Genomic DNA, 13,889 nt, shown 5'->3' on the forward strand with positions numbered 1-13,889 from the left:
TGGGCGGGTGGGGGTCGACGGGGCGACCGCCGCCGCCGTAGCTGCCGGCAGCGCTGCCTTCCAGGGCCAGCGGCGGCTCGGCGAACGCGGGCCGCTGTTCCTGGCCGGCGAACGCGGGAGCCGGGCTGCCCGGCGCGAGCCGGTTGGCCATGCTGGTGGAGATCAGGACGCCGGCGGGCAGACCGACGTCGGCGACCGTGCCGCGCTCGGTGTCGGCCGGGCGCAGCTCGACCCGGACACCGTGGCGGTTGGCCAGCCGGGCGACCACGACCAGGCCCATCATGCGGGAGACAGCCACGTCCACCATGGGCGGGTTGGCCAGCCGCTCGTTGAGCTCGCGCAACTGCTCGCGGCTGATGCCGATGCCGCGGTCCTCGACCGAGAGCACCGCACCGTCGCCGAGGCGGCGAGCCTCGACCACGACGTGGCTGTTCGGCGGCGAGAACGCGGTGGCGTTGTCGAAGAGCTCGGCGACCAGGTGGACCATGTCGTTGACCGCGTGCGCGGCCACCTCGATGTCCCGGTCGATGACGCCGAACTCGATGCGCGTGTAGTGCTCAACCTCGGACTGCGCGGCGCGGAGCACGTCGATCAGCGCGGCGGGCTCGCGTTGCACACGGGTCGAGTCGGCGCCGGCGAGAACCAGGAGGTTTTCGTCGTTGCGGCGCATCCGGGTGGCCAGGTGGTCGAGCTGGAAGAGCTCGGCCAGCCGGTCCGGGTCTTCTTCGCCGCGCTCCAGCCGGTCGAGGTGACCGATGAGCCGGTCGACCAGGATCTGCGAACGCCGGGCCAGGTTGACGAACATCGTGGCGACCGAGGACCGCAGGGCGGCCTGCTCGGCGGCGGTGCGTACGGCCTCGAGGTGGACCGCGTTGAACGCCTCGGTCACCTGGCCGAACTCGTCGCGGCTGCGCACCGGCAGCGGCTCGGCGACCTGGTCGGCCACCTGGGCCGGGGTGAGCGAGCCGGCCAGCGCCGGGTCCCGCAGCCGCTCGACCGCCTGGGGCAGGCCGAACTGGGCGACGTTGAGCGCACCCTGGCGCAGTTCGCGCAGCGAGCGGGCCATCGACCGGGCGACCAGCCAGGCGAACACGATGGCCAGCAGCAGCAGGCCGAGCAGCACGCTGGTCTCGATGAAGACCTTGCGCTGCACGTTGTCGCGCAGGTTGGTGGCCTGGTCCACGATCTGGCCGTCGAGCTTGGTCTCGACGCTGCGGAACAGGTTGTTGTAGCCGACCATGGCTTCTTCCCAGTTGTCGCGGTTGAACGGCAACTGGTTGATGTTCTGGGCGCTGAGGGCGTCGAGCTGGCCGGTGAAGTTGGTGGCGGCGCGCTTGCCGGGGCCGGTGACGACCCGGTCGACCAGCGCGATGTCCTCGGTGGTGGCGGCCTGGCGCATCGTCGAGTCGGCGATGTCGAAGCCGGCCTCGGTGGTGAGGAACTTCTTGCGCAGCGTCTCGTTATAGCTTCCGGCCTGCAGTACCTCGTGGCCGACGTCGCGCTGCTGCGAGATGTAGTCCTTGGCCCGGGCGACCGCGGCGACCACCCGGAGACGGTCACTCAGCGTGGTGTCCTGGGCGAGCTGCGCCGAGGCATCGCGGACGTTCAGCAGGTCGTTGATCAGACCGCCGTAGTACTCCTCGATGTCCTTGATGGCGAACTTGCCGTTCGTCGTCTGGCTGCGCGTGGAAGGCAGCTCCTCGAGGTTGCGGTCGAGGCGCCCGAGCAGCGTGTCGACCTGATAAGGAACCTCATCGAGGGCCGACTTCTGCTGCGAGTACGGCAGCTTCGCGGCATCGACCTTGGGCTGCTCGCGCTGGTAGTTCGTCGTGGCAGTTTGACGGTCCCCGGTGTTGGGCTGGGTCGTCGCGATCATCACGGCGTAAGCGCGTTCGTTCTGCAAGTGGTCAACGAGTCCACCGGCGGCCTCGGATAGCACGGACAGCGTGCGGGCACGTTCGGCGTTGCTCGCCTCGTCGATGTGGTCGATGAGCCCGCTGGTCCCGACGATGATCGTCGCCAGCGTCGGCACGAGCATGATGAGCCCGAGCTTCGACCAGATCGGCATGTCCCGCAGCCGACCGGCCGGCCGGCGGAGACGCGACATGACCGCGTTCGCCGTCTGGGGGCGCTTGCTCACGTCACCGTCCTCCTGATTCGGACCCGGCGTTCGGATCGCCGGGCACCGCACACGGCCGACACACCGGGTCGGGCCCCCGAGATTCCATCACGACGAGTGTCAAAGAGAAAGAGCAGCCTGACCCGGACCGTTTGTGTGATGCGAAGTCGCGTCTTCAGACGGCGGCAACGCCGGTAGGTCATCACTGCTCGTATAGGGGTAGATCTCTTAACGTCACTCAACTCGGTCGGCTCGACGGGGTCGCCGTCCTTGCCGTTCCGGCCCGATCCACCTGCGATCGTGGCAGCACAGACGATTGCTCGTGGGAGGCTCGACGGCAAGGCAAGATGCCGGATTGTGCAGTGTTTGTAGAGGGGAAACTGGCCGAACGGCTGATCCCTCTCGCCGAATCGCTAGTTTCGGCGGCCGAAAGTACGCACGTGTCCAACATGACCGCCGAAAAGGGATTTAGTCACATCAACTTCGCGTACGCCGGCTTGATCACATCGTTGATCAGCGTCAGCCGCTCGTCGTACGGGATGAACGCGCTCTTCATCGCGTTGATCGTGAGCCACTGCAGCTCACTCCAGCCCCAGCCGAACGACTCGGTCAGCAACGCCATCTCGCGCGACATCGAGGTGCCGCTCATGAGCCGGTTGTCGGTGTTCACCGTCACCCGGAAGCGCAGGTCACGCAGCAGGCCGATGGGGTGCTCGGCGATCGACGGGGCCGCACCGGTCTGCACGTTCGACGACGGGCACAGCTCCAGAGGGATGCGCTTGTCCCGTACGTATGAAGCCAATCGCCCCAGTTTGTCGCCCACGATGTCGTCGACGATGCGCACTCCGTGACCCAGCCGGTCCGCACCGCACCACTGGATTGCTTCCCAGATCGAGGGCAGCCCGAACGCCTCGCCCGCGTGGATGGTGAAGTGGAAGTTTTCCCGCTGCAGGTATTCGAACGCGTCCAGGTGCCGGGTAGGCGGGAAGCCGGCCTCGGCCCCGGCGATGTCGAAGCCCACCACGCCGTTGTCGCGGTAGCGCCCGGCCAGCTCGGCGATCTCCTGCGAGCGCGCGGCATGGCGCATGGCGGTCAGCAGCGTGCCGATCCGGATGGTGTGGCCCTGCGCCGCCGCTTGCGCACAGCCGTCCCGGAAGCCTTGGTGCACGGCGTCGACCACCGCGTCCAGGCTCAGGCCCCGCTCCAGGTGCTGCTCCGGGGCATAGCGCACCTCGGCGTAGACGACACCATCCGCGGCCAGGTCCAGCGCGCATTCCTTGGCGACCCGGTGCAGGCCCTCCTCGGTCTGCATGACCGCGACCGTGTGCGCGAAGGTCTCCAGGTAGCGTTCCAGCGACCCGCTGTCAGCCGCCGCCACGAACCACTTCCCGAGCCGCTCGGGGTCGGTTTCGGGCAGCTCGTGCCCGATCGCGCCGGCCAGCTCGACAATCGTCGCGGGGCGCAGACCACCGTCGAGGTGATCGTGAAGCAGGGCTTTGGGGGCCTTGACGATGTCGGCGTGGGAGATGGCGGTCATCAACAGATGTTAGAGGGAAGCAGCCGATGATCGACGCAGCAATGCCGTACCTTCGATGCCCAGTGTGCGAGGACACACTCTCTCGGGACGGCGAACGGTCGCTGCGGTGTCCCCGCGGGCACTCGTTCGACATCGCGCGGCAGGGCTACGTCAACCTCACGGCAGGCCGTTCGCCGCACTCCGGTGACACCGCCGACATGGTTACGGACCGTGAGGCTTTCCTGGCTGAAGGGCACTACAACGTCATAACCCAGACCCTGATTGATGCGGTACGACCAAAGCCCGGCCCCATCCTCGACGCCGGCACCGGAACCGGGTGGTATCTGGCTCGCCTGCTCGACGCCCTGCCCGGCCACACCGGCCTCGGCATCGACGTCTCCAAGCCGGCCCTGCGCCGCGCCGCCCGGGCCCACCCCCGAGCCGCCGCCGCGCTGGCTGACTTGTGGCGCCCGCTACCCGTGGCCGACGCCTCGATCGCGCTCATCCTCAACGTTTTCGCACCCCGCAACGGCCCCGAGTTCCGCCGCGTCCTGCAGCCCGGTGGCCAGCTCGCGGTGGTGACCCCGGCCCCGGATCACCTGGCCGAGCTGATCGCCGCGCACGGCCTGATCACCGTCGACCCGGACAAGGCGGATCGGGTGGCTGCGTCGCTCGGAGCCGATTTCACGGTGGTCAGCAGCGCCACTTGTCGACGTACCGTTGATTTGACGGCTGCCGAAACCCGCACCCTGGTCGGCATGACCCCCAGCGCCCGCCACGTCGCCCTGGAAGGTCTCACGGCCGCCAGAGTGACCGTTGCCGTCGACGTGACCCTGTACGAACCGGCTGAGGGCGGGTCCTAGACCGACAGGTCGACTTCTTCCCACTCCGGCGGGGCCTCGTGGTAGGGCCCGTGGAAGGTCACCGCCCACTCCAGCGCCCACCGCCGCTGCCCGACCGCGTTGCTGCCCACCTCGCCGGGCAGCTTCGCGCCGGCCCGTTCGGCCTCCTGGAACGCCCAGTCCAGGCAGTAGTAGAGGTCGAGCAGCACCGCGGCCTCGATCGGATCGCGGGGCGCCACCAGGGCCCGCGAGCGCCACTGGTTGAACAGCTCCCCGGCCGGCAGGTCCGGCATCTGGCTCATCATCCGCTCCTCGGGCGGGGCCGTCGGGTCGAGATGCCGGCTCAGCCCGAGCAGCCAGGCCAGCGCGAACACCGCGTCGTGGTGCATCACGAACGAGCGGTGATCGCCCTTGGCCAGCGACACGAACTGCCACTCCGGCGGGGTCACGAACTCCACCAGCTTGGAGTTGAGCAGCCAGCTCATCGCCGCCTCGGTGGGCATGCCGAAGCAGCGGGCAACGACCACGTGCAGCACCGCCGCCCGCGCCTCCAGCTCGGCCGTGGGCCGCAGCTCCACCTGGTCCCCCGGCTCCCAGACCAGCGGAAACGACGGGGGTGGCAGCGGCAGCGCGAGGCGTTCCAGCTCATCGAAGCTGGCTTCGCGCACCGCCCGGGGGTCGGGGGCGGCCTTCATGACCGCTCAGGCTATGCGGTCGATCAGCAGCGGCTTCGGGGTGGGCGCGTGCGGCGCGACGGACACCGCTTGCTCGGCTTCGGCGCGCGCGGCCGGAATCCGCTCGCCATCATCGGTACGCAGCTCCAGCAGCACGTCGCCGGCACGCACCGCATCGCCGGGTCGCACCTTGAGCTGAACACCGGCGCCGAAGCTGACCGGATCCTCCTTGCGCGCCCGCCCGGCCCCGAGCCGCCAAGCCGCCAGGCCAAGGCCCAGCGCGTCCAGCGACGCGACCACGCCGTCCTGACCGGCCCGCAGCACCTCGGTCTCCCGGGCGACCGGCAGCGCGGCCTCCGGGTCGCCGCCCTGCGCCCGGATCATCGCCCGCCAGCTGTCCATCGCCGCGCCCGAGCGCAACGCCTCGGCCGGGTCGGCGTCGATGCCCGCGGTCTCGAGCATCTCGCGGGCCAGCGCCAGGGTCAGCTCGATTACGTCGGCCGGTCCGCCGCCGGCGAGCACCTCGAGCGACTCGGCCACCTCGTTGGCGTTGCCGATGGCCAGCCCGAGCGGGGTGTTCATGTCGGTGAGCAGGGCCACCGTGCGTACGCCATGGGCCTTGCCGAGCTCGACCATGGTGGCGGCCAGCTCGCGGGCGGAGGCCTCGTCCTTCATGAACGCGCCGGTGCCGACCTTGACGTCGAGCACGAGCGCGCCGGTGCCCTCGGCGATCTTCTTGCTCATGATCGAGCTGGCGATCAGCGGGATCGCCTCGACGGTGCCGGTGACGTCGCGCAGCGCGTACAGCTTGCGGTCGGCCGGGGCCAGCCCGTCACCGGCCGCGCAGATGACCGCGCCGAGGTCGCGGAGCTGGCTGACGAACTCGTCGTTGCTCAGCCGGGCGCGCCAGCCGGGGATCGACTCGAGCTTGTCCAGGGTGCCGCCGGTGTGCCCGAGGCCGCGGCCGGACAGCTGTGGCACGGCGGCCCCGCACGCGGCGACCAGCGGGGTCAACGGCAGCGTGATCTTGTCGCCGACGCCGCCGGTGGAGTGCTTGTCCACGGTCGGGCGCGGCACGGCGGACAGGTCCAGCCGCTCTCCGCTGGCGATCATCGCAGCGGTCCACCGGGCGATCTCGCCGGGCGTCATGCCGCGCAGCAGAATCGCCATGGCCAGCGCGGACATCTGCTCGTCGGCCACCTCGCCCCGGGTGTAGGCGGCCACGACCCAGTCGATCTGCGCGTCGGACAGCGGATGGCCGTCCCGCTTGGTCCGGATGACGTCAACCGCCGCGATCTCGCTCACTCTTGCCACCTTGTCCCAATGCCCTCGGGCGCCTCGCCCTCGCCGGCCCAGGACAGGCCGCCGCCGGCGTCCACGACCACGATCCGGGGCGTGCGGATACGTCCCCAGGTGACCGCCTCCGCCGCACTACCGAAGTTGGGGCCCTCCTCGAGGACGCCCTTGTCGGCGTCGCTCTCCTCCGGGCTGCCGCCGGAGCGCTCCCAGTAGCCGGTCCACACCTGCTCGCCGCCGGACAGATCGGGGTGCACGAAAACCGTCCCGCGGCCCCGCCACTTGGCGAGTTGCACGGGCACGTCCGGCACCGCGGCCGGGCCGTTCACCTTGTCCAGGTCGTCGGGTCCGAAGGCATGCGGCAGCAACTCGGCCATGCTCAGCGGCCGGGGCAGCGCCTCGACCAGCATGGTCCTGCCTCCGTGCTCGTAGAGCAACTGCCGGCAGCGCCCGCACGGCATCAGCGGCTGACCGTTGGCGTCGACGCACGACATCGCTACCAACCGGCCCCCGCCGGTGGCGTGCAGCGAGCTGACCAGGCCGCACTCGGCGCAGAGGCCGACACCGTACGACGCGTTCTCCACGTTGCATCCGACGATCACGCGGCCGTCGTCCACCAGGGCGGCGACTCCCACGGGAAAGTCGGAGTAGGGCGCGTACGCATGCCGCATCGCCTCGATGGCGGCGGATCGTAAGGCTGCCCAGTCGATCTCCATGGTCCCGATTCTGCCAGGTCAGCTCTTGACGTACGGCTGGCCGTCGGCAGCGGGCGCGCGCACCCGGCCGACCAGCCCGGCCACCGCGACGATGGTGGCCAGGTACGGCAGCATGTTGAGGAACTGGTTCGGCACCGGGCTGCCCACCGCGCTCAGGTAAGTCGCCAGCTTCTGCGCGAACCCGAAGAACAGCGCCGCACCGAGCGCCCCGAACGGCGTCCAGCGGCCGAAGATCAGCGCCGCCAGCGCGATGAAGCCGGCCCCGGCGGTCATGTTCTTGTTGAAGCTGCCGGTCGCCACGAGCGTGAAGTATGCCCCGCCGAAGCCCGCCACCACGCCGCCCAGCAGCACGTTCAGGTAGCGCAGCCCGCGCACCCGGATGCCCACCGTGTCGGCCGCGGTGGGGTGCTCGCCAACCGCGCGGGTACGCAGGCCCCACCGGGTGCGGGTAAGCCCGAAGTGCACGACGAACACCAGGATCAGCGCGAGCCAGACCAGCAGGTTGGTGTCGAACAACACCGGGCCGACCACCGGGATGTCGGCCAGGCCGGGGATCTTCCACTCGGGCATCTTCGGCGGCTGGTTGTACGACTGCGCGTCGGCCTGCATGAGCCGCTCGTACAGGAAGCCGGTCACCCCCAGCGCCAGCAGGTTGAGCACGATGCCGACGACGGTCTGGTCGACCAGGTAGCGGATCGCCAGCACCGCGAGGATGCCCGCGATCAGCACCCCGCCGACCGCCGCGCTGAACAGCCCGGCCCACACGCTGCCGGCCATCGTGCCGACCAGCGCCGCACCGAACGCGCCCATCAGGAACTGGCCCTCGATCGCCACGTTGATCACGCCGGAGCGCTCGCCGAGCACACCGGCCAGCGCGCCGAAGATCAGCGGCACGGCCAGCTCCAGGGTGCCGCTGGCGGTGTCCACCAGCGGCAGGAAGTTGCCCGCTACCTGCCAGCACAGGAACGACAGCACGAACGTGAGGATGCCGGCCGACAGCACCGCTGTGGAGTAACGCGAGAGCAGCCCGGCCAGCAGCACCGCCCCGGCCGCGATCGCCAGGACGCCGAACAGGATGGCGCCGAGCTTGCCGTTGATGGAGAACGCGGCACCCTGCGCGTCCTCGCTGAGGGTGAAGCGGGCGGTCTTGGACGGTGCCAGCGCGCCGAACAGGATCGTCGCCAGCAGACCGATGACGAGCACGCCCACGCCGAGGCGGCGCTGACGGTTCCAGAAGCGGCCGGTGGGGGTCACTTCGGCCGGGTTCTCGACCGTTGCGGTGGACACCGGGGTCACCAGCCCTTCGCGATCGAGGCGCCCAGCCGGGCGGAGCGGGCTGCGCGCAGGCGGAAGATCGCCTTCACCAGCGCGGGAGCGGCGATGAAGATAACGATGAGTGCCTGCAGCACGGTGACAAGTTCCAAGGAGATGCCGGTGTACGACTGCATACGGTTACCGCCGGCCCGAAGTGCCCCGAACAGCAGGGCGGCCCCCAGGGTGCCCCAGGGACGGTTGCGGCCCAGCAGGGCGACCAGCAGGCCGTCGAAGCCGATATTGCCGGCCACCTGCGGGGTGAGCGCGTACGCGGTGCCCAGCACCTGAGTCGCGCCGCCCAGCCCGGCCAGCCCGCCAGCCACCACCATCAGCAGCGTGTACGTCTTGGCCACGCTGATGCCCGCGGTGCGCGCGGCGTGCGAGTTGGCCCCCACAGCGCGCAGTTCGAAGCCGAACGCCGAGCGGTTGAGCAGCCACGCCACCCCGATGGTGGCCAGCACGGCGAGCACGATGCCGAGGTTGGCCCGCAGCTCCCCGCCGAACGAGGGCAGTTGGGCCGAGCCGTCAACGGTCTTGCTGATCGCGTCGCTGCGGCCCGGCTGCTGCACGCCCTTCTGCAGGATCAGCCAGCCCAGGAACAGCGTGGCCGTGTAGTTGAGCATGATGCTGACGATGACCTCGTGGGCGCCGGTGCGGGCCTTGAGGATGCCGGGAATGAAGCCCCACACCGCGCCGCCGATCAGGCCCGCGAGCAGCGCGGCGATCAGGTGGAGGACCGGCGGCAGCGGCAGCGCGAAACCGGCCAGCGCGGCGATGATCGTGCCGAGCACCGCCTGACCCTGGCCACCGATGTTGAACAGACCGCCGCGGAACGCGATCGCCACCGACAGGCCGGTGAAGGCCAGCGGGGCGGCGTACGTGAGGGTCTCGGAGATCGGGAAGAACACCTGCCGCCAGGTGCCGCTGCCATCGGCCCACGCGCTGACCGTTGCCGGGTCGACGATCGCGCCCTTGAACAGGTCGGCGTACGCCCCGCTGATCAGGTCCCAGCTAGCGGTGAGGGCGTCGCTGGGCCGGGCGGTGAAGTAGCTGAACGTATGCAGCACGTCCGGGTCGGACACCACGATCAGCACCGCGCCGACGATCGTGGCCAGCACGATGGAAAGCACGGTCACCGTGACGGTGTTGGCCGACCAGAGGTTGTGCAGGAAGTGCGCCATGAAGGAGTCGTCGCTGCCCGGCTCCTTCGCGGCCGGCGTCGCGGCGGGGGCGGTCTCCGCGGCCGTCTCGTCGGCGTCCTTCCCGGGAGCGCCGACCGGTCCGTCGGTGGTCACTCGGTTCCCTTCTCTGCCGCCGGGTCGCCGGCGTCGCTCGCCGGCCGGGTGGAATCGGTGATGCCGGCCATGAGCAGGCCCAGTTCCTCGCGCGGGGTGTCCGGCGGCACGATCGCCAGGATCTTGCCGCGGTACATCACCGCGATCCGGTCGGCGAGCGCGACGACCTCGTCGAGTTCGCTGGAGACCACCAGCACTGCGGTGCCCACGTCGCGTTCGTGCACGATGCGCCCGTGGATGAACTCGATCGAGCCCACGTCCACGCCGCGGGTGGGCTGGGAGGCGATGAACAGCCGCAACGGGCGGGACATCTCCCGAGCCACGACCACCTTCTGCTGGTTGCCGCCGGAGAGCGTGCCGACAGCCGAGTCGGGCGAGGACGTACGGATGTCGAACTGCTCGACGCGCTCGCGGGCCGACTTGTCCACCGCCGCCGGGTCGAGCCGGAAGGCGTTGCCGTAGGGCGGCCGGTCGTACTGGTCGAGCACCAGGTTCTCGGCGACGGAGAACTCCTTGACCACGCCGTCGAGGCTGCGGTCCTCGGGAACATAGCCGATGCCCGAGCGCAGGATCTGCTTGGTGCTCATCCTGATCAGGTCCTCGTTGTCGACGGTGATCGACCCGGCCAGCGGTGTCCGCAGACCCATCACGGCCTCGACCAGCTCGGTCTGGCCGTTTCCCTGCACCCCGGCAATGCCCAGCACCTCACCCGCGCGCACCACCAGGTCCACGTCGTCAACGGCGCGTACGCCCCGGTCGTCGGCCACGGCCAGCCCGGAGATCGTCAGCACCTCGCGGCCCGGCTCGGCCGGGGTCTTGTCCACCTCGAGGGTCACCGCGCGCCCGACCATGAGCGCGGCCAGCTCATCCTCGGCGGTGCCGGGTGAGGCGGTGCCGACCGTGCGCCCGCGCCGGATCACGGTGATCCGGTCGGCGATGGCCTTCACCTCTTTGAGCTTGTGGGTGATGAAGACGATCGACTTGCCGGCGTCGCAGAGCCCGCGCATGACCGCGAGCAGCTCCTCGGTCTCCTGCGGGGTGAGCACCGCTGTCGGCTCGTCGAGGATCAGCAGGTCGACGTCGCGGGTGAGAGCCTTGACGATCTCGACGCGCTGCTGGGCCCCGACGGGCAGGTTCTCCACCAGCGCATCGGGGTCGACCGGCAGGCCGTACCGCTCGGAGACCTCCAGAACCTCACGCCGGGCCCGGCGCCGATCCAGAAAGCCCGCCTTGGTCTTCTCGGCGCCCAGCGCGATGTTCTCCGCCACGGTGAACACCGGCACGAGCATGAAGTGCTGGTGGACCATGCCGATGCCGGCGGCGATGGCGTCGCGGGGGCTGCGGAACGTGCGCGCCTCGCCATCGACGACGATCTCGCCCTCGTCCGGCTGCAGCAGGCCGTAGAGCTGGTTCATCAGGGTGGACTTGCCGGCCCCGTTCTCGCCGAGCAGGGCGTGCACCTCACCGGGTTCGACGGTGAGGTCGATGTGGTCGTTGGCCACCAGGTCGCCGAAGCGCTTGGTGATGCCACGCAGCTCGAGTCTCAGCGGAATCTCCTGCAGACGAAGAACGGAGCGAAGCCGCCGCGCAGCCCCGGTGCTGACCGGATGCACTGCGCGGCGGCTCGAAACTACTTGATCACTTCGATGGTCACTTCGGCGCGTTGACCGACTCGACCTTCACGGTGCCCGCGATGATGTCCGCCTTCAGCTTGTCGATCTCACCCTTGAGGCCCGAGTCGACCTTGCTGTCGAACTTGTTGTACGGCGCCAGGCCGACCCCGTCGTTCTCCAGCGTGCCCAGGTAGCCCGGGGTGGCGGCGAGCGTCTTGCCCGCGGCACCGTCGGCCACAGCCTGCTTGACGGCGTCGTTGATGTTCTTGACGACGGTGGTCAGGAACACGTCGCAGTACTGCTCGGCGCTCTTGCAGCCGTCCTGGTCGACCCAGATGACCGAGACCTTGCCACTGGACGCCTTGGCGACGTCAGCGGTGCCCAGGCCCGTGCCGCCGGCCACCGGCATGATCACGTCGGCGCCCTGGGCGACGAACGTGTTGGTGATCGACTTGCCCTTGTTCTGGTCGCCGAACGCCTCGGCGAACGTGCCGTTCTGCTTGGCCTTGTCCCAGCCCAGCACCTGCACGTTCTTCTTCTTCTGGGTGTTGTAGTACGCCACCCCGTCGGCGAAGCCGTCCATGAACACGGTCACCGGCGGGATCTTCAGGCCGCCGTAGGTGGCCACCTTGCCGGACTTGGAGTAGCCCGCCGCGAGGTAGCCGGCGAGGAACGCGGCCTCGTCGGTGGCGAACTGCATCGGGTAGACGTTCTTGGCGTCGGCGATGCTGCTGTCCACGATGCCGAACTGCTGGCTCGCGTTCTCGGTGGCAACCTTCTTGGTGGCGTCGCCCATCAGGCCGCCGACCGCGAGGATGAAGCTGCACTTCTGCGTCACGAACTGGCGCAGGTTGGGCTCGTAGTCGGTCTCAGCCGTCGATGCGACGTACTTGGGGTCGATATTGCTGGCGCCCTGCTGGGCAGCCTGCATGCCGGCCCACGCGGAGGCGTTGAACGAGCGGTCGTCGATGCCACCGGTGTCGGTGACCATGCAAGCCTTGTAAGCCGCGGCAGCGCTGGCGCCAGAGCCGCTCGGGGAGTCCTCAGGGGCGTCGCCACAGGCTGCGGCGGCGAGCGTCAGCCCACCCGCCGCGAGAATCGCAACGATTCGCTTCCCAGTTACTGGGCGCAACACGCCCTCCTTCCACAGCGCACCGCCCACGCGCGGTGCATCACAGGTCGGGAGCGTAGCCGCAGGCCAGGGCGGAGGCGGGAAATCTTGCCGGACTGTTGGCGCACCGTTACCTGGCCGCAACCGGCTCCGGAAAGTCGCTACCCTCAACCTCCGGAAGAGACGGAATTGCCCGTTTCCCCGGTAACCAGCCGTTAATCTTTCGGCACTCCCGCCCTGACGGCCGTCGAATCTTCGGCGCGACGCCACGCTCGCACACCGAGCACACCCACAGTGGTCCCGATGGCCAGCGACGCCACGATGAGTAAGGCGTGCACCCACAAGAAGGACGTCGGGCTGCCGTTGCTGAAGGCCCGATCGTCCTTCCAGATGGCCAACCCGAAGCGGGGCCAGATCAGCCAGGTCCACACACCGACAGCGATCAAGAAGGCGGACCACCGCCGGGACAACACCACCCGCCCAGTATGCCCCTCACCCCCGGACCCGTTCCCCACGGCGAACCACCACCAGGATCAAGCCCACGATGGCGTACGCCGACAGCACCACCAGCGCCCGACCGGCTCCCACCCCGTCGAAGTAGGCATCCGAGCGCAACACCTGCACCCCCGCCCCGATCGGCAGGAACTGGCCCACGGTTCCCCACGGCTGCGCCAGCAACTCAGGAGCCGCGTTCACCGCCGACAACGCGTTGCCGACCAGGAAGAACAGCACCGCGCCGAGCCCCAGCCCGGCTCGCCCGAGCAACGCCCCGAGCCCGGCCACCGCCGCCGAGAGAGCCAGCGCGAACAGCCCCAACGCAGCCGCGTCGCCGACGTAGTCACCCGGAATCACACCGAGCCAGGTCCGCAGCACCAGCGCCCCACCGAGGCCGGCCAGCACCCCGAACGTCCCCAGCGCCAACGCCCGCGCCCAGCCCCCGCGCACGAAGAAGAACGCCGCCACCCCGGCCAGCATCCCGGTAATCGCCAACGGCAGGAACCCGGCCCCGAACGCGGCCCCGCGCGGGTCATCAGCATCGGTCGGCACGACATCGACCACCTGCGCCGAGGGCTGGAGCTGAGCGACGGCCTGGGTGAGCAGGGTTGCCACCGTGGGGCTCGCCGCCGAGGCGATGTGCAACGAGGCACCCTGCGCTCCGAGCACGATCGCGCCGTAGACCTCCCGGTCCCGGATCGCCTGGTCAGCGGCGTCGGCCCCGATCACACGCACGTCGAACGCCCCCGGCCGCGCCGCCTCCAGCCGGGCCGCCACCTCACGGGCCTGAGCCTGCGGCCCAGCAACGGCCAACGGCAGATCCCGCGGCGCCAGGTTCGCAGCCGGCCCCGCAAACAACGGAACCAGCAGCGCCTGCAGCACCACCACAGCCCCCGCC

At 69.8% G+C, this 13,889-nt stretch carries 12 protein-coding genes; 1 reads left to right on the forward strand and 11 read right to left on the reverse strand.

Annotation, left to right across the window (positions count from 1 at the left end):
- A partial coding sequence (locus TFC3_RS39740) for a sensor histidine kinase (protein WP_236718512.1) occupies window positions 1-2,140 on the reverse strand: 2,140 nt, incomplete at its 3' end.
- 451 nt (window positions 2,141-2,591) lie between these two features.
- Window positions 2,592-3,656: an adenosine deaminase gene (locus tag TFC3_RS29490; RefSeq protein WP_067508597.1), complete on the reverse strand. Its 1,065-nt coding sequence runs from the start codon at window positions 3,654-3,656 to the stop codon at window positions 2,592-2,594.
- Between the two features lie 26 nt (window positions 3,657-3,682).
- Here TFC3_RS29490 and TFC3_RS29495 point away from each other — a divergent pair, with 26 nt between their 5' ends.
- Window positions 3,683-4,498, forward strand: coding sequence for a putative RNA methyltransferase (locus TFC3_RS29495; protein ID WP_067508599.1), 816 nt, complete (start codon window positions 3,683-3,685; stop codon window positions 4,496-4,498).
- Here TFC3_RS29495 and TFC3_RS29500 read toward each other — a convergent pair.
- From TFC3_RS29500 to TFC3_RS29540, 9 genes are all read right to left on the reverse strand, one after another.
- Window positions 4,495-5,172, reverse strand: coding sequence for a DUF4272 domain-containing protein (locus TFC3_RS29500; RefSeq protein WP_067508601.1), 678 nt, complete (start codon window positions 5,170-5,172; stop codon window positions 4,495-4,497). The genes TFC3_RS29495 and TFC3_RS29500 overlap by 4 nt on opposite strands.
- A 6-nt stretch (window positions 5,173-5,178) precedes the next feature.
- The gene (locus TFC3_RS29505) at window positions 5,179-6,456 is read right to left on the reverse strand and encodes a thymidine phosphorylase (RefSeq protein ID WP_067508603.1); all 1,278 of its coding nucleotides are present in this window, start codon (window positions 6,454-6,456) and stop codon (window positions 5,179-5,181) included.
- Window positions 6,453-7,163, reverse strand: a complete 711-nt coding sequence (locus TFC3_RS29510) for a cytidine deaminase (RefSeq protein WP_067508607.1) — start codon at window positions 7,161-7,163, stop codon at window positions 6,453-6,455. Before TFC3_RS29510 ends, TFC3_RS29505 begins: the two co-directional genes overlap by 4 nt.
- Window positions 7,164-7,181: 18 nt before the next feature.
- Complete coding sequence (locus TFC3_RS29515; protein WP_067509824.1) at window positions 7,182-8,450, reverse strand: ABC transporter permease; 1,269 nt, start codon at window positions 8,448-8,450, stop codon at window positions 7,182-7,184.
- A 5-nt stretch (window positions 8,451-8,455) separates the two neighbouring features.
- Window positions 8,456-9,658, reverse strand: coding sequence for an ABC transporter permease (locus TFC3_RS29520; RefSeq protein WP_236718601.1), 1,203 nt, complete (start codon window positions 9,656-9,658; stop codon window positions 8,456-8,458).
- 110 nt (window positions 9,659-9,768) lie between these two features.
- Window positions 9,769-11,385 carry an ABC transporter ATP-binding protein gene (locus TFC3_RS29525; RefSeq protein ID WP_067508611.1) on the reverse strand — a complete coding sequence of 539 codons (1,617 nt, stop codon included), beginning with the start codon at window positions 11,383-11,385 and terminating at the stop codon, window positions 9,769-9,771.
- A 37-nt stretch (window positions 11,386-11,422) separates the two neighbouring features.
- Window positions 11,423-12,517, reverse strand: coding sequence for a BMP family protein (locus TFC3_RS29530; protein ID WP_082772680.1), 1,095 nt, complete (start codon window positions 12,515-12,517; stop codon window positions 11,423-11,425).
- A gap of 194 nt (window positions 12,518-12,711) precedes the next feature.
- Complete coding sequence (locus TFC3_RS29535) at window positions 12,712-12,972, reverse strand: SCO4848 family membrane protein (RefSeq protein ID WP_067508613.1); 261 nt, start codon at window positions 12,970-12,972, stop codon at window positions 12,712-12,714.
- Window positions 12,973-12,988: 16 nt separating this feature from the next.
- Window positions 12,989-13,889 (reverse strand): hypothetical protein (locus TFC3_RS29540; RefSeq protein WP_067508615.1); only part of this gene is annotated, 901 nt, incomplete at its 5' end.

This window comes from Actinoplanes sp. TFC3 (assembly GCF_001553785.1).
In the GTDB taxonomy this organism is placed as follows: Bacteria; Actinomycetota; Actinomycetes; order Mycobacteriales; family Micromonosporaceae; genus Actinoplanes.

What these genes read in the sequence shown, in the direction of transcription:
- TFC3_RS29490 (WP_067508597.1), bottom strand. Translation starts at nt 3,656, where the DNA reads ATGACCGCCATCTCCCACGCCGACATCGTCAAGGCCCCCAAAGCCCTG.
- TFC3_RS29495 (WP_067508599.1), top strand. Translation starts at nt 3,683, where the DNA reads ATGATCGACGCAGCAATGCCGTACCTTCGATGCCCAGTGTGCGAGGAC.
- TFC3_RS29500 (WP_067508601.1), bottom strand. Translation starts at nt 5,172, where the DNA reads ATGAAGGCCGCCCCCGACCCCCGGGCGGTGCGCGAAGCCAGCTTCGAT.
- TFC3_RS29510 (WP_067508607.1), bottom strand. Translation starts at nt 7,163, where the DNA reads ATGGAGATCGACTGGGCAGCCTTACGATCCGCCGCCATCGAGGCGATG.
- TFC3_RS29520 (WP_236718601.1), bottom strand. Translation starts at nt 9,658, where the DNA reads ATGGCGCACTTCCTGCACAACCTCTGGTCGGCCAACACCGTCACGGTG.